The organism is Prevotella nigrescens (genome assembly GCF_031191185.1).
GTDB classification, from domain to species: domain Bacteria; phylum Bacteroidota; class Bacteroidia; order Bacteroidales; family Bacteroidaceae; genus Prevotella; species Prevotella nigrescens.
In genome coordinates this window covers 753,222-778,411 of the sequence record NZ_CP133465.1, presented here as the reverse complement: position 1 = coordinate 778,411, position 25,190 = coordinate 753,222, and the positions used below count along the sequence as shown (strand labels likewise).

The window sequence follows — 25,190 nt, the reverse complement described above, 5'->3', positions numbered from 1 at the left end:
CGAGCGTATCAGATTAAACCTCTGTACGCTCGCTTTTATGTCCTGCTTGCTTCTTGTCATTTTTATTCTCGTAGTTCAATTGTCCATCGCAGTTGCCATGAATAGCTGTAAGCAAATCGTTCCATGTCTGGAAGCCGGCAAATAATGCCAGTCGGTCTAATGTCTTTTTAGATGGCTTTTCCTTCGTCTGTATATATCCCCAAAGCTTATGTAACGACTTCGACTCTAAGTTAATGTGGTACTGTTTTAGTTTCTTCGAAATCTTGTCGTAGTCTACTGACAGGCTTATGTGTTGCGGAATTTTATGTTGGAATTGCGTAATAAAGCTCTTTAATGCCTTTTCCATTTCTACTGTTTCTACAATTAGTTTTTGTGCGGATATTGTCTTGTAAACGCAATCGGTCAGCTATTGCCTACAGTTGCTCTCATTTGCTTGAGGAGCAAGATAGGCAACAGCGTAACAATAGTGGTTGTTATACCAATGTGTTGATAACCTCTTCGCGCGATGCAGGCAGATAGTCTATTACTGGTATCTCCGGCATGGTGTAGCAACCCGGTGTCAGCCGCATGGTTGCACGTGCGCAGTTCACAAGTATCTGTCCTGTCAGTGCAGGGTTATTGATGCTCATATCGAATTCAATACGTTGGTTCTGCGTCTTTCCACTCACACCTTTACGGATAAGATGTACACCGTGCCCCATGTCGCGCAAGTCGTCCACGCTTGCTACGGCGAACACGTGAGTTTCGTCGTGTGCAAAGTAAGGGTCGGCCTTGATGGCTTTCGTTACATCTTCGAGCCTTGCGCCGTCTTCCAATTCTACATATACCATACGACGGTGAATGCCTTCGCCCAACGGAATGGTTACAGAAAGTGCATTCTTCACACCTTCTTTGCTGCGCACGCAAACAGAGTGCCCCATCGACATGCCGGGACCGAAGTTAGTGTACGAGATGCCTTTGGGTGCCAGGCTCTCCATCAGTACACGCACCACGGAGTCGGAGCCCGGGTCCCAGCCAGCGGCAATGACGCTCACCTTGCCAGCCTTCTTGCAGTTCTCCATTTGCTTCGTGCGGTAGGCCAATATGCTTGTATGAATGTCGAAAGAGTCTACTGTGTTAATGCCTTTTGCTACAATGCGCTCTGCATATTCCGGACAGCTGCGTGTAGGTGTGGCAAGAATGGCTACATCAACGTTCTTCAGTTTTGCAATGTCGTCTACAACCTCGTATGGAGTGAGCGTCAGTGGTTTGTCTTTATCGCCCTGACGTCGTACGATACCTGCAACTTCAAAGTCTCTGGCGGCTTCGAGTGCCTCAAGTGCGTAGTGCCCGATGTTCCCGTAGCCTACTACTGCTGCTCTGATTTTCTTCATAATCTTTTGCCTTAAATGTTGTTTTACCTATTCTTTTATAGAATACAAAATTACGCTAAAAATATGATTATGCGGAAACATATCTGCTTTTTTTGCCAAAACATCTAATATAATAAAGTAAATTCATCAATAAACCTCTTCTGAAAGACTGCCAGAATAGCAACGGAGTTACTCCAATCGCCGCTTCGGGGTTACGGCAATTGTCGCTTCGGGGTTACGGCAATCGCCGCTTCGGGGTTACGGCAATCGCCGCTTCGGGGTTACGACAATCGTCGCTTCGGGGTTACGACAAAACTCGTTGCGGATTACCAGTAAACACAGCTGTTTGCCGAGTCTATACATACAGACAAGCGTTAAAGTATATTTAATTCTATTAGATATAAGTTTTTATATTGTAATTTTGCACCCACGATGAGAAAAGTAATGCACATGCTACTGTTTTTGTTGCTGTCTGTCATGATTATATGGACAGCAACGGGCTTTGTAGTGATGCAATGTGCCCATACGGGGAATGTAACCGTAGGCAAAATGCCGATGGACGACAAAGACTGTGGCGAGACATCGGAAAACCATTGCATGACGGTGCATCTACTGAAGCTTGCCGAAGTAAGCCAAGCCACACAGCCACATTTCGACATGCAACCTATGCAGCAGATGCTGCTTGTGTCGCTTGTAACGTTGCTGTTGGCTTTGCCTGCATTGCTTTTCACAGCATCGTCCATACGGCTGATGCCCCATTGTTGGCATAGTCCACCACGGCAGTATCTGCAAAGACTTACCGTGCTCTTGATTTGATTTAGTGATTGTCATTAATGTTGCTTTAGTCTGGCAACCTGCTGACGGCAGGCTTGCCGGATACAATCGTTATATTCACTAAATTAAAATATATGAAACGGAATATTATACTTGCAGGGGCATCTCTGCTGTTCTCTGTGTCTGCCATGGCACAGAAAGAGGTTGCAGATACAGCAGCCACAATGAAAGAGCAAAAGCTCGAAAACGTAACCGTCACTGCACGGCGTGCCACCGTGCGTACTCTGGGTGGCGCCATTAACGGACAAGATATCCTGCGCGACGAATTGTTCAAGGCTGCATGCTGCAACCTTGGCGAGAGCTTCGTCAACAATCCGTCGGTAGACGTAAACTACTCTGACGCCACAACGGGAGCACGCCAAGTCAAGTTGCTCGGTTTGAGCGGAAGATATGTTCAGATGCTTACCGAGAACCTGCCTAACTTCCGCGGTGCTGCTCTGCCCTATGGCTTAGGCTATGTTCCCGGCTCATGGATGAAGAGCTTGCAAGTGAGCAAGGGAAACTCGTCGGTCAAGAATGGCTACGAAGCCATGACCGGACAGATAAACGTAGAGTACCTGAAGCCAGAAGACGAACAAGGGGCTACCATCAATGTATATGGCAACACGATGTCGAAATTCGAGGCTAACGCCGATGCAAACCTGCACATCGGTGGGAACAAGAACCTAAGCACAGAGGTTTTAGCCCACTTCGAGAACAACTGGAGCCATCACGACGGCAACGGCGATGGTTTCCAGGACGACCCACAAGTGCGTCAATACAATCTTCAGAACCGATGGTTCTGGAAAAAGAACAACTATATCCTTCACGCTGGACTAAGCTTCTTGAAGGAAGACAGAGCCAGCGGACAAACAAGACACGCGCAGCCTCCTGCTCCGGGCACTACTCCTTATCGTATCAATATAGGAACAAACCGCTACGAGGGATACATGAAGCACGCCTTTATCCTCAATCCGAAGCACGGCACCAACATTGCACTGATGGGGAATGTGTCGCTGCACGAGCAGAGGGCAGACTATGGCATTAAGCATTACGACGTGAACGAAAAGAATGCTTACGCCTCGCTGGTGTTCGAAACCAACTTCACCGAAGCGCACAACTTGTCTGCCGGCTTGAGCCTGAACCACGACTATCTGCGCCAGAACCTCTCACTGACCACCCCCACGGCCATTCTTTCTAACTATGGCAACCTGTACCCGCTGAAGAATAACGTGGAAAGCGAGACTACACCCGGTGCATACGTCCAATACACGTTCAACCTTCACAACCATTTTATTGCGATGGCAGGTTTCCGTGTAGACCACAGTAATGTCTATGGAACGTTTGCCACGCCACGTTTCCACGTGAAATGGGTGGCAACCGACTTTCTTACGCTCCGGCTTTCTGCCGGGAAGGGCTATCGCAGTCCGCACGCTTTGGCAGAAAACAACTACTTGCTGGCTTCCGGCAGATGCCTCATGGTGGATCAACCGTTAAAGCAAGAGGCTGCTTGGAACTACGGTACGAGCACGGCTCTCAACATTCCACTGTTCAACAAGACTTTGAAGCTGAACGCAGAGTACTATTATACGCACTTCACCAACCAGACGGTTATCGACTACGACTCTAATCCGCTGGAACTGCATATAGGTAATCTTAACGGCAAGAGCTATTCGCACACCTTCCAGATAGACGCATCTTACCCCGTGTTCCGTGGCTTCGAACTCACCGCTGCCTATCGTTACAACCTCGTAAAGACTACCTATGGCGCGCGGTTGCTCTCTAAACCTTTGCAGAGCAGATACAAAGGTCTGCTTACTGCGAGCTATAAAACTCCGCTCGGTCTATGGCAATTCGATACAACCTTCGCCCTGAATGGTGGCGGACGCATGCCAACGCCTTACACAACAGCTGCCGGAACACCATCGTGGGCTTCCAACTATAAGGCGTACGGACAGCTGAATGCGCAGATAACTCGCAACTTCCGCCACTTCTCTATCCAGATAGGCGGAGAAAATCTTACCAACTACAGGCAGAAGAACCCTATCATAGGCTATCACACGCCATGGGCACAGACGTTCGAACCCACATTAGTCTACGGACCCGTACAAGGTGCAATGGGCTACATTAGTATTCGTGTGAACCTCGGAAACCGTTTATCAAAATAAATTATAGACAGCAACATCAGCCCCAACAGATTACTCCGGTGGTCTGCCAAGGCTCACTTAAAAACAAAAAGTACAATGAAAAAGAGTTTAATTATTATGATGTTGGCAATGGTAGCCATTGCAGCATCGGCAAAAGACATCAAGACAGTCATCTTTACAACTACTCCGCAGATGCACTGCGCCAACTGCGAAAATAAGATAAAAGGCAACCTCCGCTTTGAAAAGGGCGTCAAGGAAATAAAGACCGATATAGAAGCACAGAAAGTATTTGTTACCTACGACGCAGACAAAACAACAGAGAAAAAACTTCAAGACTCGTTCGAAAAGTTCGGATATAAGGCTGCCAAGACCACAAAAGACGCCAAGGTGGCTGTGCACGATGGAGAAGAATGCGGCAATATGTAATACGAAGTTATGGAACGAACAGATTGCAGATTGCTTTTAACCAGTCTGAAACAATAGTAACCGAGGGTATATCGTATCAGATATGCCCTCCTTTCATTAAGCTTAGGTTGTATGATGATACGTTTTAATACGAAGTGCCCAACCCAAAATACCATTATATATATAAGGAGTATCGTGAAAAACACAGTTGGTACAATGGAACAAAAGTAACAGAAAAAGCACTGGGCAACCGTTTTAGGAAGTTATACTTACACGACTTAAACCTAAAAACAACTGTACTTACATATAAGAGCCCTCGTCTGGGAGCGCATTATATCAGGGAAAATTGAATTATTACAGCTATGATAAACATTTATTATAGCTGTGATAAATATTTATCTAAGCCGTAAGAAATATTTATCATAGCTTAGATAATTTAAGAATATCCGCCAAAAAACATATTATTACGGTTTACCGTGGTACGGAGACACATTATAAAGAATGATGGCAGGCTCTGTTGGAGAGTTCTGAATATAGAAACAGTGATTGTTGAACATTCGTAGAAATATACAATAGACAACGAACTGACAAGATGTCATATACATAAACTGCACGGCACACTTGGCATATCGTTTGTATTTGTTGAGGCGTGTACGTACTGCGAAAGCAGAAAGCACAAATAAGAATTGATAATAATAAAAAAATAAAATATAAATATTATGGGAAAGATTATTGGAATTGACTTAGGAACAACAAACTCTTGTGTTTCAGTATTTGAAGGCAACGAGCCTGTTGTTATTGCAAACAGCGAAGGAAAGAGAACCACACCTTCTGTAGTAGGGTTCGTTGAAGGCGGAGAACGTAAGGTAGGAGACCCTGCAAAGCGTCAGGCAATCACAAACCCGCAGAAGACCGTTTACTCTATCAAGCGCTTTATGGGCGAGACCTACGCACAATGTGCCAAGGAAGCCGAGAGAGTTCCTTTTAAGGTTGTCGACGAGGGTGGTTATCCACGCGTGCAGATTGACGACCGCAAATACACTCCGCAGGAAATCTCTGCAATGATACTGCAGAAGATGAAGAAGACCGCTGAAGACTATCTTGGACAAGAGGTAACAGACGCAGTTATTACTGTTCCTGCTTACTTCTCTGACTCACAGCGTCAGGCTACAAAGGAAGCTGGTCAGATTGCAGGTCTGAACGTTCAGCGTATTGTGAACGAGCCGACAGCTGCCGCACTTGCTTACGGTGTAGACAAGGCAAACAAGGATATGAAGATTGCCGTATTCGACCTTGGTGGTGGTACGTTCGATATCTCTATCCTCGAGTTTGGAGGCGGCGTGTTCGAAGTGTTGTCTACAAACGGTGATACCCACTTGGGTGGCGACGACTTCGACCAAGTTATTATCGACTGGTTGTCAAGCGAGTTCAAGGCTGCCGAAGGTATCGACCTTACCAAAGACCCTATGGCTATGCAACGTTTGAAGGAAGCTGCCGAAAAGGCAAAGATAGAATTGTCAAGCACAACTTCTACCGAAATCAACTTGCCATACATCACTGCAGAAGGTGGCGTACCAAAGCACTTGGTTAAGACATTGACGCGTGCGCAGTTCGAGCAGTTGGCGCACAGCCTCATTCAGGCTTGTCTCGTACCTTGCCAGAACGCAATCCGCGATGCGAAGCTTTCTACGTCAGACATCGACGAAGTAATCCTCGTAGGTGGTTCAAGCCGTATTCCTGCCGTTCAGACATTGGTGAAGAACTACTTCGGCAAAGAGCCTTCAAAGGGTGTGAACCCCGACGAAGTGGTAGCCATCGGTGCTGCTATTCAGGGTGCAATCCTTAACAAGGAAAGCGGTGTGGGCGACATCGTATTGCTCGACGTTACTCCGCTGACACTCGGTATCGAGACAATGGGTGGCGTAATGACAAAGCTCATCGATGCCAACTCAACCATTCCTTGCAAGAAGAGCGAAGTATTCTCGACGGCTGCCGACAACCAAACCGAAGTTACTATCCACGTGCTGCAAGGCGAACGCCCAATGGCAGCGCAGAACAAGTCTATCGGTCAGTTCAACCTGACAGGTATTGCTCCCGCCCGTCGTGGTGTTCCACAGATTGAAGTAACATTCGACATCGATGCCAACGGTATTCTTAATGTATCTGCAAAAGATAAGGCTACCGGCAAAGAACAGAAGATTCGCATCGAGGCTTCAAGCGGATTGAGCCAGGAAGAAATCGACAGAATGAAGGCAGAGGCTGAACAGAACGCCGAGAACGACAAGAAGGAACGTGAGAAGGTAGACAAGCTGAACCAAGCTGACTCAACCATCTTCACCACCGAAAACTTCCTGAAGGACAATGGCGACAAGATACCAGCCGACCAAAAAGCAAACGTAGAGTCTGCTCTCCAACAGCTCCGCGACGCTCACAAGGCAGCCGACGTTGCAGCCATCGACACTGCCATCAACAACCTCAACACCGTAATGCAGGCAGCCAGCCAACAAATGTATCAAGGTGCAGGTGCACAGCCAGGTGCAGATGCAGGTCAGCAGGCACAGCAAGAGCAGCCTAAGCAGGACGACACAATTCAAGACGCAGATTTTGAGGAAGTGAAGTAGGATAAAGTTCCCAAGATTATGAAATATCTTGGGAACTCCTTTTTAGTCATAACTAAACAGTTTTATACTATGAAATTGAAAATGACAATACACAATATCAAGTGTATTAAAGATTTGGAAATAGAGTTTCCTACAAAACGTGGCTTGTATGCAATAACAGGTCAAAATGGCTCTGGGAAGAGCACTATTGTAGCTTGTGCTTCGAGTGTTTTTTTTAATCTTCCAATGAAGAACTATTTAGGAACAACTGATTCAGATTCTTTCATAAACTTTGAATTAGATGGTGCTAAACGTTCTTGGAAAAAGAATAACGAGAAATGGGAACAATCCTCAGAAGGAAAGCCTATGAACATCAAAGGTTTTTATGAAGGGAGTTTGATTTTTGGATTTCGTTTTCGTGACACCTCATATGACAAGTTGAAAACATTAGAATCTGTTGATACAAGCAAGTTAAAGACTGCAAGTGAATTTATAAGAACTAATCTAGGTGAGATTTTACAAGGGGATACTAATTATTATGAAAAACTATGGAGAACTTCGCCTGGGTACGGAGGTTTTGATGGTAGTATTTTCTTTTATGAAAAGAAAGGGAAGATAATAAGCCAATTTCACATGTCAACTGGTGAAAATCTACTTATAAGTGTCCTCAATTCGTTATATATTAGAAATAAAGACCGTGCAAGCTTAACTAAGCCCTGTATGATATTTCTTGATGAGATAGAATTGGCATTACATCCTTCTTCTCTTAAAAGACTAGTTCGTTTTCTGCAAGATATGTCTAACAAATACAACTACTCAATATATTTTTCTACACATTCTATTGAGTTGATAAGTGGTATAAAACCAGATAATATTTTCTTTGTTGAACGACATGGAGATAATTCTATTGAGATATTGAACCCTTGCTATCCTGCGTATGCAACTAGAATATTATATGACCATTCTGGATATGATAATGTCATACTTGTTGAAGATGATCTTGCTAAAGACATTATTACACGTATCCTGAAAAGAGACCATCTGCTGAATAACCGTTTAGTGCACGTATTACCATGTGGAGGATATTCAAAAGTAATAGATTTAGCAAATGATGTAATTCGTAATAACCTTCTAGGAAAGAAAAGCTACATTTGTATGATTCTTGATGCAGATGTTAAAACAAAAGCAGAGAATTACATAAGTAAAAATAATATAAGTTTTAATGTCCCTTTAAATTACCTTCCTGTCGAAAGTTTGGAAAAATTCTTAAGAAGCAAATTATACCTCAATGTGGATCATGGCTTATTTAGAAGATTAAATAACTATATCTTTCAACAGAAAAGTCTCACAGATATAATTGCAGATTATAGTAAAGATGATATGGCAAGCAAGGACTATACAGGTAAAAGACTATATAGCTTAATAGATTCAGAATTGCGTGAAAGAAGAAAAGATAGACATGAACTGATAGAAATGGTTGTAGATTATTTATTTGAAAGTGATAATAATTCTATAACCAAAATAGTGAAGTTTTTGCAAAAACAATTTACTAATTATAGTGGAGGTTAGAACGTATCCTAAGTATAAAGCATAATTTTATTTCTGTTTGGGATTCAATAGTAAATATCTTCTACTCCATGACCCTCGAAGAATATAACCGATTAGACACCGACTTTGCGCACTGCGCAGGCACGTATTGCGAGAAAGCTGGTAAATGCCTGCGCCACACTGCCTACAAGATGCTGGCAGGGAATGGGAATGAAACCTATACGATGGTGAACCCTGCCGTGATAAAGGGCGCACAGCCCTGCCCGTTCTTCGAGTCCGATCGCAAGGAACGCTTTGCGTGGGGCATATCGAGCATCTACAACAACGTGAGGGCGGCTGACTTGCGCCGTGCCCGACACGAAGTAATGGCGTGCTTCGGCTCGGAAGTCTACTACAAGGTGAAGCAGCAACGACGTGCCATCACGGAGGAAGAGCAGGAAATGTTTCGCCTCTCGTTTACTGAAATGGGCTACGACGGCAGTGCCATCGAGTTCGACCGCTATGAAGAACAATACTCCGCACTGATGCGGTTGGCAAGATACAAGTAGGTATCTCGCTCCCTATACTTGACATATTCCGACAGCTCCTTAACAGGTTCTTACGGAAAGATACATAACATACGGTTTTGGACACGTTTGTCCAATAGGTTGGATTAACGTGTCCAGCGAGTTGGACAAACGTGTCCAATATCGTTGGTTCGGAAGAAATCATTTAGCAATATGAATAGACAGAAGATAGCAAACATTATTGACCGACAATCGCATACCGACTGGATATGCACGGCTTACGACTGGTTTATGGTACTTGCCATTCTCGTAAGCCTCCTGCCGCTTATGTTTATGAAGTCGCACAGGGCGTTTTGGTACACGGAACTCGGCTCTACGCTCGTGTTCATCATCGACTACCTGCTGAGGTGGGGTACGGCTGACATTAGGAACAACAATCGCAAGACGGCGTTCCTTACCTATCCGTTTTCTTTTATGGCAATCATAGACCTGCTGTCCATCTTGCCTGCCATTACGCTGCTCAACCCAGCCTTCAAGCTGTTCCGCTTCGTGCGCCTGCTGAGGCTGACAAGGGTGCTGAAGATATTTGGCATATCGAGCAAGATGCGCCTGTTCCTGTCCATACTCTACAAGGAGCGTCAGGTGCTGTCCTCCGTTCTGGTATTGGCACTGATTTACATCTTTGTAACGGCACTCATACTGTTCAATGTCGAGCCGCACGTAAATCCATATACCCATCAGCATACGTTCCATTCCTTTTTCGATGCCCTGTATTGGGCAACCGTAACGCTCACCACCGTCGGCTATGGCGACATGTGTCCCGTTACCGACGTCGGCCGCTTCGTAAGCATGCTCTCCTCGCTGTTTGGCGTCGCTGTAATCGCGCTGCCTTCCGGTGTGATAACCGCCCGTTATCTCGATGAACTGCGGAAGGGGAGGGGGAGGTAGGTGTTTCTTCAGTGTCTTAGAATACAGAGGAAACACTTATTTTTGTGCTAAAAGTTCCCTGCGTATATCTACAGACCATCGTTATGTTAGATTTAATTTTGATTTGTCAAGTATTCTGTGTAAATAACTTATAAAATGAAGTTGTTCAAGACATTCATTTTTTGTTATTTGACAATTCAATTTGTGTGCATGAGCATTTCTAAAAGCCATTATGGCTCCTGAAAATAACCACATAATACCTTGTTGTATGTCTTTACTTTTGGATATCTTTAAGATAGGCTTATTAGGCGAAAAAACATTTTGCATAAGCGGGGTATTGTCTAATTCATAGCATTGTGATTTCTGTTTTACTCGATTTACCAAACCTATTGTCGCATCTAAAACAGCTTGTCTATAATAGCCATCTATGAATAATTTAGATGAAGTCTTGATAATATCTTCATGCAAAGTTATTAATGATTTGTCTTCTTGAAAGGAATCTGCATTGTCTATATTATCAATAGCGGCATTAATCTTTTTTTTCGCTGTTAAAATACACGGTTTTATTTCGTGTGAGAAATATTCGAAACTATGGGCAATAAACGCTTTGCCATTGATAGAAACCTTGAATGGTTTTTTAAAAACAATAAATTGTCTTATATCACTGCTGATCGCCATATTCTCCATATTTTCAATTGTACCTCTGTATGGATAGTATTCACGTTTATTAACCTCACTTAGAGGAATCACACTTCCCTTCGGGTAATATCTAAATTCATCTCCATTCTTATCGTAAAGAATCACAGGAATCTTTCTGTATTCAGGTAGCTCTACATTTGCATCGTAACCATAAAGTTCATTAACGCACAATTGCTTTAGTGCTATGCTCCCTGTTCTTTGAGCAAAATCAATTATTGATGGTAACACATCGGACAGTTTCTTAGAATTAAGCTCTTTAACTATTTGACTTTTAATGCTATTGAAATCTTCCATTTTCATTTTTGGTTATTTATAATAATGTTGTTTTAGCTCTTTTCATATAATGGAAAGAGGATATCACAAAATTAAGAAAAATAATATTATTATGTACAAATACGTATCAAAAACGAGGATAGTAAGTCGATTGATAAGTTTGGGCACAGATATAAGGTTTGTAGGGTAAAGGAGCAGAAAGAGCTTCCAAAACAACAAGAACATTTCTATAGGCATAGCTTTGATATTAAATCCTCGAGGGTCTTTACTTATATGGTAGCAGTATCTGTCCTTTGTTTTGTTTCTTTGGTCGGCAATTACTTCTTGTGGCAAAATAAACAGCAATACAAGGATGATGCCTTGAAATTCCGTATCATCAGAGTTTGGAGAGGTTGCAGTCCAAAGGAAATCCTATGGCTCAATGATGTGTTTGACATTCATCGCAATGCTGCAATGATTAAAAGAATCAAGAAGCATGCAGATGATTATAATATGGAACTAAAATCAAAAGCAGACAGTCTGATGCAGAATAACCTACAAAACAAGAAAGGCAAATAGAATTGTAGATATAAAACTTTTGAAAGAGGAGAAAATATCTCCTCTTTTTTATTTCTTATACAAGAAAATTTACTATATTTGCAAACAATCAGATGATATTTATGGAAAGTCCAACCAATCGAATTAAAGAGGTGCTTACCGAAAAAGGGATTAAGCAGACATGGCTTGCCGAGAAGCTCGGCAAGAGTTTTACGATAGTGAACTCATATGTTTGTAATCGTCGACAGCCAAGCCTAGAATTGCTATTTCAGATAGCAGAGATTTTACAAGTCAATCCAAAGGAATTGATTAACACTCCAGATGAGTAACTTTATTATGGTAGAGCATAAAAAATCTATTCGTTTTTTCAACGACCGTGAAGTTAGGGCGGTGTGGGACGAGGAACACAGTAAGTGGTGGTTCTCTGTGCTGGACATCATTGCTGCGATTAACGAGCAAGATGATTATCAAAAGACGAGAAACTATTGGAAGTATCTCAAAACCAAACTAAGAAAAGAAAACAGTCAGTTGGTTAGTGCTACTAACCAACTGAAGCTAAAAGCTTCTGACGGGAAGTCTTATAAGACAGATACGTTTGATGCAGAGGGTGTAACCCTTTTGGCAAAGCATATCAACAATACCAAGGCAACGAACTTTCTTGACTGGTTCCTCTATAGTGATAACACTATTGACGGACAGAGTAAGAAAAAGGCTTATCAGCTTTTTGAAAGTGGTATCTTAAAGACTGTAGATCCAGGTACAATCAAATGTTTACAACAAATACACGCTTATCTCTTTGGAGGACTGTATGACTTTGCAGGACAAATCCGTACCAAGAATATTTCAAAAGGTGGTTTTACCTTTGCTAATTGTATGCATTTCCCTGAAACCCTGCAAACGATAGAGCGAATGCCCGAAACTACTTTTGATGAGATAATGGACAAATATGTTGAAATGAATGTAGCACATCCATTTATGGAAGGCAACGGTCGTAGCACTCGCATTTAATGTGAGCAATGGACGGATAATGACAAGAGAATTATCTGATAAAATCAGCAAGGATGTATGATCATCATGAGAATGATAAACAAATGGCTGAAGAACCATAAGAATAAATAATAAAACTTATAAATATGATTACAGAAATCTGTATTAAAAATTTACGAAGCATCAAAGATTCTGGTACGATAAGCTTACGCCCAATTATGATTCTATTAGGTGCTAATAGTTCTGGGAAAAGCACTTTTTTGAGAAGTTTCCCATTATTTACACAGTCTGTAGATAAAAAGCTTAGGGGACCTATTGCATGGTTTGACACATCATATGTTGATTATGGCGATTTTAAGACTGCAAAAAATAGATTTGCAGAAGACGAAGAAGGAATTACATTCTGCTATCGTATAACCAACACAGCATTCTCTACAAGAAGAGTTCATTTCTTGCAAAACATAGAAAGAGTTGATGACAATGAATTTAAAGATGCTGAACTTTCATTCACTTTGCAAGGAGATAATAATGGTACTTATATAAATTACATACATATTAAATTAGAACATGTTGACTATATTTTTTCCATGAATGATAGAAAGGATGATGTAAAATGTATAATAAATGGCCAAATACTTGATATACAAGAGAAATTTAGATTTAATTTTAATACTGCTTTTGCTATTTTACCTATACTAGTAACAAATGCAGAAGGAGACCATACTGCCGTTAGTGCTATAGGAACAAGATTAATTTCAATATTTAAGAAGCACTGCAATAAGAAACTTCAAAATACTCAAAGGCTTATCAATATCTTAAATTGTAAGAGTATTGAAAAAGAAGATTTCCTTAAACATCTGAAATATGGGGATGATATAAAGTCTTTCCAAAAAAGTATCAGAAATTGGACCATAAATACTTCTGAGTTTAATCTAATATACAATTATTTTCTGCTTCTAAAATCAAATTCTATAATTGAAAGATTAAATAACGAATTAGCAAATTTCTACCATACATGTGATTACATTGCGCCAATGAGAGCTGAGGCTGGTAGATTTTATAGGATTCAAGGGCTTCAAGTTCAGTCTGTTGATCCTAGTGGTAGCAATCTTCTAGAATTTATAGCCTCACTAACCCATAGAGAAAAAATAAGCTATGATGATTTTATAAAAGATATTCTTGGAGTAACAGTTGATGTTCCAATGGAATCTGGAATGAAAAGCCTAAGAATTAAAAATTCTAATGGTCATTTTAACATTGCTGATGTTGGTTATGGCTATTCTCAGGTTCTACCTGTAATTACAAAATTGTGGCATACAGCTTATATGACATCTAATCAAAAAGATTATTTTTTCAGATATAAATTTAGAGAATCTGTGAAAACAACTATTCTTATGGAGCAACCAGAGTTACATTTGCATCCAGCAATGCAAGCAAAAATTGCTGATACCTTAATAAAAACAATAGATGAAACTCGTGAGGCTGATCAATGCGCCATATTAGTAGTTGAAACACACAGTCAAGCGTTAATCAATAGGATAGGCAGAAGGATAAGAGAAGGGAAATTAGGCGTTGATGATGTGAATATCTTGTTATTTCAGAAAGATGATAATATGCAAAATTCTATTATTAAACAAATATCATACACAAATGAAGGCCAACTCCGTGATTGGCCATATGGCTTTTTTGATCCTTTAGATTAATTAAATATGCTTTTTTATTTAACAGATTCTCTTATAGTCGCCCAAACAGATACTACCTATAAGAATATATATAAAGCTATTCAGAATATATCATTGCAAGTTATTGATAGTAGACACCTATTAACTGGTGATTTTAAGGTTATTGAACATTTTAGAACTGTATTCAAAGAAAATCCAATTATAGGCCCTTTATTCAATGACCTATATCAGAATTTTTCTACAAAAGGTGTTCCTGAGCAATTAACTTTTTATATAGAAGTCGTTTTAAAGAATCCTACAAAAAGAACAGAAGGAACTAAAACAATATGTCAGAAATCATACTCACATTTTCTTACATTAGATCACATATTGGAAGCAAGGATAGTTTGCGAAGATTTATATGACGCAGAGTTTTACAAATATATTCTATCTTGGTTTATACAAACGAAAGGATGCAATTGCTCATTTGCATTTCATAATCAAGGAGGAGGTGGTGTTAATATTTTTCGCACAGTAAAAGAGGAATTGTCAAAAAAACATATAACACTTTGTATTGTAGACACAGATAAGAAGTATGAATCATGCCCTTATGACCTAAATGGAACTTACGGAAAATGCCTCTCTGTAGGCTTGACAGTAGATGAATATAAATTGTTGCCTATAGAAGTTCACGAAGTAGAAAATCTTGTACCTCTTAATTTCATAGATATTGCTTTTCCTCTTTATACAAAAAAGAATGTAAATGACCAAAGACACAAAAAGCACTTTGATTATCTAAAAAAAGATGCAGAGAATCTCTTACCTTTTTTTGATTATAAAAAAGGAATAAAAAAAGATGAACTTTTTGAAAAAAATAGTGAGTATAGGAATTTTGCAAAAAAATGCTATATCCTAAATGATGAGAAAATAAAAGAAGAAGAAGATTTTGATACTTATGTCGATCGTTTAGAAAGTAAAGAAGTTTATCCAAATTTAATTGGAGGAACAGGAACAATCAAGATGGCATTGGATTTAATAAATTGTGACAGTTGTCCAAAACCAAATTTATTGATATTCCAAAATGATAATTGGATGAAAATAGGACAAACTATGTTGGATTGGTGTATCTCTCGAGACACTGAATCTATTCACTGATAAGAAAGAGCTTCTAGGAGATAACATCCAAGATGTTTTCTAATCAATACTACTCAAATTGAGGAAACATTTTTGTACCATACAAAGATAATTCACTGATAATCAGTGTGGGATATATTTGAGGAAGTGAAGTAAAATAAAATAATAACTAATATAATAGCATAAATCCAATAGTGTTCTAAAAAATGTGTAAGTTCTTTCTTCTTTTCTTTGTTTTTATTCATTTTCCTTTTTTCTGTTTCCAGAATTTCCATTGAAAAATCTTCCTGGCATATGTTGTTTCCGTCTCTTCCATGGCAACACTTGCCAGGAGGGTCGGTTTCATACTCCTTCAATATAGATAGTATGATACCCATAAAATGGTATGATAACGTGAGTCCGAGAAATTTAATTTATGGGTTGTTTTCTTTTGCCTGAAACCGCTTTCGCACTCCATAAGCGAAGCACGTTCATACCCCACGAGTAGGATACAGCCATTGCCCTATTTACAAACAACATGAGAAACTCCCACTAAGTATCTACCATCTCCTGAATAGGGTCAGAATTTGTAAGTTATTGCACCGAAAGGAATGCAGCCTCCGTTCAGCTTGTACGAGAAGTTGAACGAAAGCTCGTCTTTCGACGGATTGCCCAGAATGTTGTAAAGTCCGAAGCGGAGGAAGAATTTGGAATGCTTGAATTCCTTCCTGAAATCGTAGCTTGCGTCTATTCTGTAGCGTGTGGGGTCGCGTTGTGTGCGGAAGGTCTCGAGACGATTGTTTGCGTCTCCGTAAAACGAGTCGTAGGGGAACTTGCCCGAATAGACGGTGCCGCCGATTGTGAACGTGGAATGCCTGAACATTTTGTAAGAAAAGAACGCATTGAAGCTGTGCGGCAAGTCGAACAGTGATGGTATCTTGCCCAGTTGAGGCAGCTCGGCATACCATTCCCTGCTTTTGGAGAAGCCGTAAGAAAGCTGCCAGCTTAGCCGGTACCATTGGTTGAACATGTATAGGTTTAAGCCATAGCTCTCTCCGTTTCCTGCCATTATGTATTTATCCCACCTGCTGTCTTCTATAAACGAGTTGGGACGGAAGGCCAACAGGTTGTTGCGTCGCTTGTAGTAAGCCGACAGTTCTATGATGCCAATTCGCATATAATGTTTCCAGCCCACTTCGTAGTGTGTGGACATTAGTGGCTTAAAGTTCTTGATGCTCGGCATGATAAAGTCGAACGGGGCAGAGATGTTCGACACGAGCACGTGGTGGAAGAACTGTTCCATTCTGGAGAAAGTAAGGTAGAACAGGTTGTTGCTGTTTGCGGTGGCTTTCAGAATAAGTCGTGGCTGCAAGCTCCGGTAGTTCTTATAGTTGTTTGGCGCGTAGAAAACGTAGTGGAGCCCGGCTTGCATGTAGAGCCAATTGTTGAGATATATCTTGTTGTCTACGAATAGCGACAATTGTTTTACGTGTTCTTTCTCGTTGTAAAGCCCTCTTCCAAAGCCTGCGATTTTGTATTGCCCGAAGTCTGTTTTAAGCCCCCAGTTAAGTTTATAGTGCGAGTTTAATTGACAAGAGAAATCTGTATTGGCGTAGAAATGCCTTGAGCCGCTTTCAACAAACTTGTCTGCCCGCAACACGAAAGCCTTTGCATCGGCACTGCTGCCGTTGTAAGTGTATGCCAACGACGACGAGTTGGTGAGCCTGCGGTTAATAATGGTGTTGAACTGGAGGGCATACAGCTGTGTGTTCCACTCTAACACGGCATTCTTGTATTCCTTGCTGAGTTCCTTATACTTGTCGTTGGAGTTGTATACGGAGAGCTGCAGCGTTGTAACCGAGTCCATATCCCACGACAGTTTGGCATTTACGTCGTCGAAGATATGTGTGGAATACTTGTCGGCGCCGAAATATTTGTCGAACAAGTCGAGCCAGCTTCTTCGCGCACCCACTAAGTACGACAGCTTGTTCTTGGCTATCGGACCTTCTGACACGGCTGATACCGACGCCACATCGAACGATGCAGTATGTTCGAATTTGTTCTTGTTGCCGTTGCGAAGCTTCACGTCCATCACCGACGACAGGCGCCCCTCGTATTGCGTAGGAATGTAGCCATTGTAGAACGAAACCGACTTAGTGGCATCGCCGTTGAATATTGGGAGCAGCGTGTTAAGGTGGTTCGGGCTGTAAACAGGAATGCCTTCGAGCAAAATAAGGTTTTCGTCGGTTCCGCCTCCCGCCACATTGTAACCCGTGTTTGCCGTGGAGAGCGACACTCCGGGCAATATTCTTATCTGGGAGAACAGGTCGGAGTTGCTAAACGACAGCATGTTGGAAGGCATGGCGTCGGTAAAGTCTTCCTTGCTCTTGCGCTGTTGCACCTGCACCGCCTTGATTTGATAAGGAATAGGCGCCAAAGTAATGGTCTTCTGCGTGTTGTCTCGAATGTCGAATGTCTGTTCGTAAGGCGAATAACCCATGCACGAAATAGTCAGTGTGGCAGCTCCTCGTTCGGTAATAAGAGAAAACACGCCATTCTTGTCGGTAGCCGTAAACGTCTTGTTTCCATTCTTGTCGGCAATGCTTACGGTTGCTCCAAACAGTTTTTCGCCGGTTTCAGTCTCTTCAACCACGCCCGTCAAGAAAACGACTTTCGCCTTGACAATATCTATTTTAAGCTGTCTGCCTTCTCCAACCGAGAGTTTATACTCGTAGTCTTTAAGCAAAGTGGCAATAAGTTGCTTCACGGTAATCTTGCCGTATCGCTGGAATTTCACAATGCGCGCAAGGTTAATGCGGTCGGACGGAAACGAAAGCGAGAGGTGCCCTTGTTGCTCAATTAATTTAAACCAGTCTTTTACTGTTGCCGACTTAATGTTTATTGAAAGCAGCAAGTCTTCTATAAGGGTTTCCCTTTTTATAGGTTTCGCTGGTTTCTTTCCATCTTTTATCTGGATAAGCAGCTTGCGGTTGTCTAACGGAATAAGGTTGTATTCGTAGTTTTTAAGAATAATTCCGAGCAATTGCGACACCTTCATCTTTCCCGAAACGCCGATGCCGATGCGTTGGTTCAGGTTGATTAAGGAGGGATTGTAGGAGAGTGTAATCTTTGTCTGCCGTTCTATTTGCTGGAACCATGAATGCACAGTGGCAGAAGAAGCGTCTATCTTGACAACTTCTTCTGCCACTGTATTTTGTCCGTTCGCTACCAACGTAACGAGCAAGAACAATATTGATAAAAGCAGTTTCGGCATTTATCTCATATTAGTATAGTTATCTGTGCAGGCGATAATGAATGGACGAAAGCGTTTCGTACTTGCAATTGCAAAGCATTGCCAATTCGGCTACCACCTTTTCAGGATTGTTAGTGTGTAGTTTAGTTGTAATCCTGTTCTTCAGCAGGTTCTTTTCTGTCTCTATTTGGACGTCCATACCTTGCTCTATCTCTTTTATTGCCGTTGCCAAAGGCGTATTGTTGAATACAAATTCCTTTATTTCAGTTTGTGCGTTGCCTTGTTTCTTAGCAATAAGTTTACCATTCTTGTGTACGACAGATTCTCCTTTGGTTAGCGTTACAGCCTGCGAATTGGTGCTGACACGTACACGCCCAGTGGCAACGGCTACACTTTCGGTATCTTGTAATGTAGCATCTATTTTAAACGACGTACCCAAGACTTCAACCTTTAAGGCTCCAGCCTCAACAGTAAAAGGCTTGTCGGTGTGTTCAACATTGAAGAAAGCCTGTCCTTCGAGTGCTGCAATACGTTTGCCGTCTTGTTCTTCAAAGCTTAAAGAGGCTTGCGGAGAGAGCGTAACATCGGTTCCGTCGGGCAAAGTTACGAGGCTCGCAATAGTCGATGTATTTGCAAAAGTAGTTCTTTCGGTCTCAACAAAGTAATGATAGGCAAGCGTCCCGACACCAATAAGCAGCAATAGCGATGCAGCTATGCTGAAGACGCTTCGGAGTTTTAATGTTTTTGTATATTGTGATGTGTCATTTGCCAATCGGTTTTCAATTCTATTCCATGCGACTTCGGTGTTAAAGTCTTTTGTCTCCGTGGTTTCTGTTTGTACCATTATATTATTCAGCGTGTCAAACTCAACCTTGTTCGCATTCTTGAATGCAATCAAAGCCATTCTTTCGTTCTCTGCAATTGGTTCGTTTGCAAAGTACTTTCCTAATATTTCGTCTATTTCAATTAATTCTTTCATAAATTCAGTACAATCAATATAAATAAGGTTATAGTTGTTATTATAGGATTGGCAGCAATATAGGCTCTAATGATCTTGATAGCTTTACCTATATGGTTCTCAACTGTCTTCTCAGAGATGTTCAAACGTGAGGCAATTTCTTTGTATTTCATTCTCTGCAGTTTACTCATTCTAAAGACTTCCCTGCATTTTGGCGGCATCTCTTGCAACACGTTTTCCAGCATTTGTCTATAGTCTATGGTGGGAAGATTTTCTGAATCGTCTGCAATTAAGTGCAGCGATCTTTCATCGTGCGATACTTTCTCGTATGTCTTGTTGTTATTCAAGAACGTCAGGCAGTTGTTGCGTATAGCAACCTTCATATAAGCAAGCATTTCCTCTTCAGGTAAAGCGTCTTTCTGCTTATCCCATACGTTTATGAAAAGCGTCTGAACGATGTCTTCACAGTCATCTTGGTCTGCAATATAACCGTTTGCTATCTTGCATAGCATTGGGTAATATTTTTTAAACCGCACCTTGAATTGTTCTTTTCTTTTCTCACTCATTGTATTTAAAGGAGTTCGACTTTTATGTCTTTACCTCTCCTAAACGGCAGTACAAAGGTACAGCAAATACTTTTATTTCCATTCGTTTTATGCTATAAAATATTTTCTTTAGTCTTTACTTTAAAAACAGTAAACTATACGAAAACCCCTATCATGCTTCTCTGTTTTATTAACATGATTTATTATTCTATAGAAAATAACTCTCTGCTTTCCTTAAAAAGCATCTATTTCTTTGTATATTTGCATTCGTAAAATAACTTTATAGGTTTAATAAAAAAGGATTTCTAAAGGTATGGAGATAATTAAAGACAAGAAATACGGAGGCGAACGCCCCTTGTTTGGTGTAAATAACCTTTGTTTAGAGAATATTGAGATTGAAGATGGAGAATCTGGAATAAAGTGTTGCAAGAATATAGAGTGCCACAACTCTCGTTTCTATGGCAAATATCCCTGGTGGCATGTAGACAAGAGTCTTATAACCGACTGTTATTTTGCTCCTGGTTCGCGTTCTGCTATTTGGTATTCCACCGAAATGGTAATGAAAAATAGTGTAATAGATGGGCCAAAGTTCTTCCGCGAGATGAAGAATTTGGAGTTGGATAACGTTAAGATAAACGATGCTGACGAAACATTCTGGAAAGTTGATGGATTAAAAATAAAGAATGTCGAGTTGCATCAAGGCACTTATCCTTTCATGTTCTGTAATAATGTCTATGTAGACGGACTTGTTTCTGATGCCAAATATGTTTTCCAATATTGTAAGAATGTAGAAGTTCACAACGCCAAAATTATAACGAAAGATTCTTTTTGGGAATGTGAGAACGTTACGGTGTACGACTCCGAACTTAATGGCGAATATCTTGCATGGCACAGTAAGAACATCAAACTTGTGCGTTGTCATATCAGTGGCGAACAACCATTGTGTTATCTTGATGGAATAATATTGGAAGACTGTACTTTCGATGCCGCTTGCGACCGTGCATTCGAAGATAGTCGTAATATAGATGCACGGATAAAGGGTTCCATTAGCGAAATTAAAAATCCAATATCCGGCAAGATAGTTGCCGATAAAATAGGCAGAATAACCTACGATGAATATGCAAAGGGAAAAGATTGTATAATAGAAGAACGATAAGGAAGAGCCAAATACCTATGGAAGATATTAATTTCGATAAGTTTATAAATCGACGTGGCACAAATTCGGTTAAATGGGACGAAGAAAAAGAGGAAGGGATAATTCCCCTTTGGGTGGCAGATATGGACTTCCCTGCTGCACCTGCTATCCGTAAAGCCGTAGAAGAACGTGCAAAACATGGTGTTTTTGGTTACGCAATGGTAGGCGACAGCTATTACGAAGCCATAATAAACTGGTTTAAACGTAGGCACAATTGGGAAATAGAACGCAACTCTATTATTTATACAACGGGCGTAATACCAGCTATAAGTGCAACAATTAAAGCTTTGGCAATGCCTGGCGAAAATGTGCTTATACAAACGCCTGTCTACAATTGTTTCTATTCTTGCATTCGCAATCAAGGAATGCAAATCTTAGAAAATCCATTAAGGAGGAAAGGAAACACGTATGTTATAGATTGGCAAGACTTTGAAGCAAAGTGTGCCGACGAGAAAACTACCTTGTTTTTGCTTTGCAATCCTCACAATCCTGTAGGGCGTGTGTGGACAAACGATGAATTGGCACTTATGAATGCTATTTGTATGCGCCACAATGTAAAAGTAATAAGTGATGAAATTCATTGCGAACTCATAATGCCAGGTTATACTTTCTCGCCATTTGCAGCTGTAAGTCCAGATTGTTTAAAGAACAGTGTTATTTGTAACTCTCCCACAAAGAACTTTAATATTGCCGGATTACAAATTGCAAATATTATTTGCGATAATAAAGAATGGCGCCGACGCATCGACCGCATTATTAATATCTTCGAGGTTTGCGATGTCAATCCTTTTGGACCAATAGCTCTTGAAGCTGCCTACAATGAAAGCGCGGAATGGCTAAATCAGTTAATTCCTTACATAGCCGGCAACTATGCTCTGCTTAAAGAAACCTTTAAGAAACAATTGCCAAACTATGGAGTCATGAAATTGGAAGGAACTTATCTTGTATGGGTAGATATTCGTAAGAGTGGCTTAAATGCAGATGAATTGGCAGAGAAATTACTCCGCGATGGGAAAGTACAAGTAAATAGTGGTATGATGTATGGGAAAACTGCAGGCGAAGATTATATAAGAATAAACATAGCCTGCCCGCGAGCCATATTGCAAGAAGGACTAAATCGTATTGTAAAGGTATTGACCCACCTGTAAAAGCTCAGCATTTATGTGCTATATTGCAAAACAACGAATGGAAAGTTTTTAGATAATAAAAAGAAAGGTTGCTGTATGTATGAATAGAATACACAGCAACCTTTTTTAGAATATATATATATTATGCTATTAAAATCTAACCTTAATTGATAATTATATTTGTTATGCAAACAAAGTCTTTGATAACAAAAAGGGAGATAATTGTCTGAAAAACGTGCACGATGTTTAATTTACATCGATTTTCGGTAAAAGCATTCTCTAAATCTTACGTTGAAGTCTTTTTAGTATAAATGTTGAAAAAACTTTGTGTCTTTCTACCTTTTTTGCAAAGCAGAATAACACCTTATATTTTTTATTATGATTTTTTATTTTGTAATAAAAAAAATAAATTTCTTAATTATAAATATCCGGGGGGCTTATTATAATTTTTATATTATTCATTTGGTTCCGAAAACGCTATAGTCAAGCTGATAGTATAAAGAAAATTCTTTTATAGACGCGTTCTATAAATTCTATGTTGAATAATAATTGATATTCTTTTACGTTTCTGATATTTTGCTTAACTTTGTGGCACATGTTGAATAATGTAACGTGCAACCTTTTAAAAATAAAATAATATACCACGTTGTACAAACCAATACTTGTATGGTAATAGCAGTTGTACGACGTTTAAACTCTACGAAATTAGAACAAAAGACAATATAATGGAGAGCAAAACACAGAAACGCTTGCAAGAATTGCGCAGGCTGATGAAGGAAAGAAATCTTTCAGCATTCATCTTCCCAAGTACCGACCCACATCAAGGCGAATATATTCCGGATCATTGGAAATGCCGCGAATGGATTTCTGGCTTTAATGGTTCGGCAGGAACAGCTGTTGTTACACTGAAAAGTGCTGCACTTTGGACAGATTCACGCTATTTCCTTGCTGCAGAAGAACAACTGAAAGGAACCGACTATGTATTAATGAAAGAACGTGTAGCGGGAACTCCATCTATTCCTGAATGGCTGGCAAGCGAGTTTAAAGGTTGCGAAGATGTACATATTGGCATTGATGGTTGGGTTTGCTCGAATACTTACGCAACCGAACTTATTTGGAAACTGAAAGATATGGGTGATTTCTATGTTCATACAGATTTCGACCCCTTGGAAGAAATATGGAAAGACCGTCCTTCTATTCCCAAAAACAAAATAGAAATACAACCTTTGCAGTATGCTGGCGAAACTGTAACTTCAAAATTACAGCGTATTCGTAAAGCATTGGCAGAACAGCAAGCCGATGGCTTGTTAGTTTCTGCACTCGACGAGATTGCCTGGACTTTAAACCTACGTGGTAACGACGTTCATTGCAACCCTGTTTTTGTGGCTTATTTGCTTATTGAGACAACAAAGGCGACGCTCTTTGTCGATAGCGACAAAGTAACAGCAGAAGTGCAAGACTATCTTGAGAAAGAAAGCATAGCCACAAAAGATTATAACGAATTATTATCTGCATTGCAAGGATATGATGGTAAAGCATTGCTTGTAAATAGCAACGAAATGAGCCACAAGGTGTACAACATCATCAATAGCGAACGTGCAGTAACAGGTACATCTCCTATTCCTGAAATGAAAGCCGTGAAAAACGAAACGGAAATAGAAGGCTTTAAACATGCAATGGTGCGCGACGGTGTAGCGATGGTTAAGTTCTTACGATGGTTAAAACCTGCAGTTAAAGCTGGTGGACAAACCGAAATATCATTAGAACAAAAACTAACTTCGCTTCGTGCCGAACAAGATTTATTCAGAGGAATATCGTTCGATACTATTGTTGGCTACGAAGCGCATGGTGCAATTGTGCATTATGAGGCTACACCGCAGACCGATATTCCCGTAGAACCACATGGCTTAGTGCTGATAGATAGCGGTGCACAATATCAAGATGGAACAACCGATATAACACGTACCATAGCATTAGGAGAAATAACCGAGGAACAACGCCACATTTATACACTTGTACTGAAAGGGCACATACAACTCGAACTTTGTAAATTTCCAAATGCAGCTTGTGGTTCGCAGATAGATGCCTTTGCCCGACAGGCAATGTGGCGTGAAGGATATAACTTCATGCACGGAACCGGACATGGCGTAGGCAGTTATTTGAATGTTCACGAAGGTCCTCATCAAATACGTATGGAATGGCGACCTGCTCCATTATATGCTGGAATGACTGTTACCGATGAACCAGGCATTTATCTTGCAGGAAAATTTGGAGTCCGCATAGAAAACACATTATATATAAAGCCATATATGGAGACTGATTTTGGAAAATTCCTTCAGTTTGAATCTCTAACGCTTGCCCCTATTGATACAACACCTATCGATTTCAATATGCTTACTGCTGAAGAAATAGAATGGCTTAACCAATATCACGCAAAAGTTTTCGAAACACTTGCTCCTTATCTGAACGAAGAAGAAAGAGCATGGCTCGCCATAGAGACAGTTGCAATAGAATGATAGACAATCGTTTAAAATAATAACACAA

At 40.6% G+C, this 25,190-nt stretch carries 20 protein-coding genes and 2 pseudogenes; 15 read left to right on the top strand and 7 right to left on the bottom strand.

Annotated elements, in window-relative coordinates; all coding sequences use genetic code 11:
• Positions 1-13: 13 nt before the first annotated feature.
• Both RDV52_RS05350 and RDV52_RS05345 read right to left on the bottom strand, forming a co-directional pair.
• Positions 14-346: a hypothetical protein gene (locus RDV52_RS05350; RefSeq protein ID WP_004366641.1), complete on the bottom strand. Its 333-nt coding sequence runs from the start codon at positions 344-346 to the stop codon at positions 14-16.
• Positions 347-473: 127 nt separating this feature from the next.
• A complete protein-coding gene (locus RDV52_RS05345; RefSeq protein WP_004366643.1) occupies positions 474-1,373 on the bottom strand; it encodes a diaminopimelate dehydrogenase in 900 nt (299 codons plus the stop codon).
• A 411-nt stretch (positions 1,374-1,784) separates the two neighbouring features.
• Between RDV52_RS05345 and RDV52_RS05340 the strand changes: the two genes are divergently transcribed.
• The 7 genes from RDV52_RS05340 (at position 1,785) to RDV52_RS05310 (ending at position 10,319) form a co-directional block, all read left to right on the top strand.
• Complete coding sequence (locus RDV52_RS05340) at positions 1,785-2,168, top strand: hypothetical protein (protein ID WP_004366646.1); 384 nt, start codon at positions 1,785-1,787, stop codon at positions 2,166-2,168.
• Positions 2,169-2,260: 92 nt separating this feature from the next.
• Positions 2,261-4,333: a TonB-dependent receptor plug domain-containing protein gene (locus RDV52_RS05335; protein WP_004366647.1), complete on the top strand. Its 2,073-nt coding sequence runs from the start codon at positions 2,261-2,263 to the stop codon at positions 4,331-4,333.
• Positions 4,334-4,408: 75 nt separating this feature from the next.
• A complete protein-coding gene (locus tag RDV52_RS05330) occupies positions 4,409-4,738 on the top strand; it encodes a heavy-metal-associated domain-containing protein (RefSeq protein ID WP_004362562.1) in 330 nt (109 codons plus the stop codon).
• Positions 4,739-5,436: 698 nt separating this feature from the next.
• Entirely contained in the window at positions 5,437-7,338 is a 1,902-nt protein-coding gene (gene dnaK / locus RDV52_RS05325; RefSeq protein ID WP_004366649.1) for a molecular chaperone DnaK, read from the top strand.
• Positions 7,339-7,407: 69 nt separating this feature from the next.
• A complete protein-coding gene (locus RDV52_RS05320) occupies positions 7,408-8,886 on the top strand; it encodes an ATP-dependent nuclease (RefSeq protein ID WP_040557042.1) in 1,479 nt (492 codons plus the stop codon).
• Positions 8,887-8,954: 68 nt separating this feature from the next.
• On the top strand, positions 8,955-9,413 hold the full coding sequence (locus RDV52_RS05315; protein ID WP_004366653.1) for a DUF6078 family protein: 459 nt from the start codon (positions 8,955-8,957) through the stop codon (positions 9,411-9,413).
• A 171-nt stretch (positions 9,414-9,584) separates the two neighbouring features.
• Complete coding sequence (locus RDV52_RS05310) at positions 9,585-10,319, top strand: ion transporter (protein ID WP_004366654.1); 735 nt, start codon at positions 9,585-9,587, stop codon at positions 10,317-10,319.
• Positions 10,320-10,400: 81 nt separating this feature from the next.
• Here RDV52_RS05310 and RDV52_RS05305 read toward each other — a convergent pair whose 3' ends face one another.
• Positions 10,401-11,297: a TIGR02391 family protein gene (locus RDV52_RS05305; protein WP_004366656.1), complete on the bottom strand. Its 897-nt coding sequence runs from the start codon at positions 11,295-11,297 to the stop codon at positions 10,401-10,403.
• A gap of 78 nt (positions 11,298-11,375) precedes the next feature.
• Here RDV52_RS05305 and RDV52_RS05300 point away from each other — a divergent pair.
• From RDV52_RS05300 to RDV52_RS05280, 5 genes and pseudogenes are all read left to right on the top strand, one after another.
• Positions 11,376-11,828 (top strand): annotated as a pseudogene (locus tag RDV52_RS05300) (hypothetical protein); the annotation flags it as partial.
• 101 nt (positions 11,829-11,929) lie between these two features.
• A complete protein-coding gene (locus RDV52_RS05295; RefSeq protein ID WP_040557045.1) occupies positions 11,930-12,136 on the top strand; it encodes a helix-turn-helix domain-containing protein in 207 nt (68 codons plus the stop codon).
• Positions 12,129-12,812 (top strand): annotated as a pseudogene (locus RDV52_RS05290) (Fic/DOC family protein); the annotation flags it as partial. The gene RDV52_RS05295 and the pseudogene RDV52_RS05290, both read left to right, overlap by 8 nt.
• A 128-nt stretch (positions 12,813-12,940) precedes the next feature.
• Entirely contained in the window at positions 12,941-14,497 is a 1,557-nt protein-coding gene (locus RDV52_RS05285; RefSeq protein ID WP_004366662.1) for an AAA family ATPase, read from the top strand.
• A gap of 6 nt (positions 14,498-14,503) precedes the next feature.
• Positions 14,504-15,610, top strand: a complete 1,107-nt coding sequence (locus RDV52_RS05280) for a hypothetical protein (protein ID WP_004366664.1) — start codon at positions 14,504-14,506, stop codon at positions 15,608-15,610.
• A gap of 92 nt (positions 15,611-15,702) precedes the next feature.
• Here RDV52_RS05280 and RDV52_RS05275 read toward each other — a convergent pair whose 3' ends face one another.
• The 4 genes from RDV52_RS05275 to RDV52_RS05260 form a co-directional block, all read right to left on the bottom strand.
• Positions 15,703-15,966, bottom strand: a complete 264-nt coding sequence (locus RDV52_RS05275) for a hypothetical protein (RefSeq protein ID WP_004366665.1) — start codon at positions 15,964-15,966, stop codon at positions 15,703-15,705.
• A 182-nt stretch (positions 15,967-16,148) separates the two neighbouring features.
• Positions 16,149-18,842 (bottom strand): TonB-dependent receptor, encoded by a 2,694-nt coding sequence (locus RDV52_RS05270; RefSeq protein WP_004366666.1) that lies wholly within the window; start codon positions 18,840-18,842, stop codon positions 16,149-16,151.
• Between the two features lie 19 nt (positions 18,843-18,861).
• Positions 18,862-19,800: a FecR family protein gene (locus tag RDV52_RS05265; RefSeq protein ID WP_004366667.1), complete on the bottom strand. Its 939-nt coding sequence runs from the start codon at positions 19,798-19,800 to the stop codon at positions 18,862-18,864.
• On the bottom strand, positions 19,797-20,345 hold the full coding sequence (locus tag RDV52_RS05260; protein WP_004366668.1) for an RNA polymerase sigma-70 factor: 549 nt from the start codon (positions 20,343-20,345) through the stop codon (positions 19,797-19,799). Before RDV52_RS05260 ends, RDV52_RS05265 begins: the two co-directional genes overlap by 4 nt.
• Before the next feature lie 292 nt (positions 20,346-20,637).
• Here RDV52_RS05260 and RDV52_RS05255 point away from each other — a divergent pair, with 292 nt between their 5' ends.
• From RDV52_RS05255 to RDV52_RS05245, 3 genes are all read left to right on the top strand, one after another.
• Positions 20,638-21,480 carry a DUF3737 family protein gene (locus RDV52_RS05255; protein WP_004366669.1) on the top strand — a complete coding sequence of 281 codons (843 nt, stop codon included), beginning with the start codon at positions 20,638-20,640 and terminating at the stop codon, positions 21,478-21,480.
• Between the two features lie 17 nt (positions 21,481-21,497).
• Positions 21,498-22,667 (top strand): MalY/PatB family protein, encoded by a 1,170-nt coding sequence (locus tag RDV52_RS05250; protein ID WP_004366670.1) that lies wholly within the window; start codon positions 21,498-21,500, stop codon positions 22,665-22,667.
• A gap of 704 nt (positions 22,668-23,371) precedes the next feature.
• Complete coding sequence (locus tag RDV52_RS05245; RefSeq protein WP_004366673.1) at positions 23,372-25,162, top strand: aminopeptidase P family protein; 1,791 nt, start codon at positions 23,372-23,374, stop codon at positions 25,160-25,162.
• Positions 25,163-25,190 lie beyond the last annotated feature (28 nt).

Bases quoted from the DNA above. Each gene is read 5' to 3' on its own strand.
- RDV52_RS05280 (WP_004366664.1), top strand. From the start codon at position 14,504: ATGCTTTTTTATTTAACAGATTCTCTTATAGTCGCCCAAACAGATACT.
- RDV52_RS05335 (WP_004366647.1), top strand. From the start codon at position 2,261: ATGAAACGGAATATTATACTTGCAGGGGCATCTCTGCTGTTCTCTGTG.
- RDV52_RS05245 (WP_004366673.1), top strand. From the start codon at position 23,372: ATGGAGAGCAAAACACAGAAACGCTTGCAAGAATTGCGCAGGCTGATG.
- RDV52_RS05345 (WP_004366643.1), bottom strand. From the start codon at position 1,373: ATGAAGAAAATCAGAGCAGCAGTAGTAGGCTACGGGAACATCGGGCAC.
- RDV52_RS05295 (WP_040557045.1), top strand. From the start codon at position 11,930: ATGGAAAGTCCAACCAATCGAATTAAAGAGGTGCTTACCGAAAAAGGG.
- RDV52_RS05285 (WP_004366662.1), top strand. From the start codon at position 12,941: ATGATTACAGAAATCTGTATTAAAAATTTACGAAGCATCAAAGATTCT.
- RDV52_RS05310 (WP_004366654.1), top strand. From the start codon at position 9,585: ATGAATAGACAGAAGATAGCAAACATTATTGACCGACAATCGCATACC.
- RDV52_RS05250 (WP_004366670.1), top strand. From the start codon at position 21,498: ATGGAAGATATTAATTTCGATAAGTTTATAAATCGACGTGGCACAAAT.
- RDV52_RS05305 (WP_004366656.1), bottom strand. From the start codon at position 11,297: ATGAAAATGGAAGATTTCAATAGCATTAAAAGTCAAATAGTTAAAGAG.
- RDV52_RS05340 (WP_004366646.1), top strand. From the start codon at position 1,785: ATGAGAAAAGTAATGCACATGCTACTGTTTTTGTTGCTGTCTGTCATG.
- RDV52_RS05275 (WP_004366665.1), bottom strand. From the start codon at position 15,966: ATGGGTATCATACTATCTATATTGAAGGAGTATGAAACCGACCCTCCT.
- RDV52_RS05330 (WP_004362562.1), top strand. From the start codon at position 4,409: ATGAAAAAGAGTTTAATTATTATGATGTTGGCAATGGTAGCCATTGCA.
- RDV52_RS05320 (WP_040557042.1), top strand. From the start codon at position 7,408: ATGAAATTGAAAATGACAATACACAATATCAAGTGTATTAAAGATTTG.
- RDV52_RS05260 (WP_004366668.1), bottom strand. From the start codon at position 20,345: ATGAGTGAGAAAAGAAAAGAACAATTCAAGGTGCGGTTTAAAAAATAT.
- RDV52_RS05265 (WP_004366667.1), bottom strand. From the start codon at position 19,800: ATGAAAGAATTAATTGAAATAGACGAAATATTAGGAAAGTACTTTGCA.
- RDV52_RS05255 (WP_004366669.1), top strand. From the start codon at position 20,638: ATGGAGATAATTAAAGACAAGAAATACGGAGGCGAACGCCCCTTGTTT.
- RDV52_RS05350 (WP_004366641.1), bottom strand. From the start codon at position 346: ATGGAAAAGGCATTAAAGAGCTTTATTACGCAATTCCAACATAAAATT.
- RDV52_RS05315 (WP_004366653.1), top strand. From the start codon at position 8,955: ATGACCCTCGAAGAATATAACCGATTAGACACCGACTTTGCGCACTGC.
- RDV52_RS05270 (WP_004366666.1), bottom strand. From the start codon at position 18,842: ATGCCGAAACTGCTTTTATCAATATTGTTCTTGCTCGTTACGTTGGTA.
- dnaK (WP_004366649.1), top strand. From the start codon at position 5,437: ATGGGAAAGATTATTGGAATTGACTTAGGAACAACAAACTCTTGTGTT.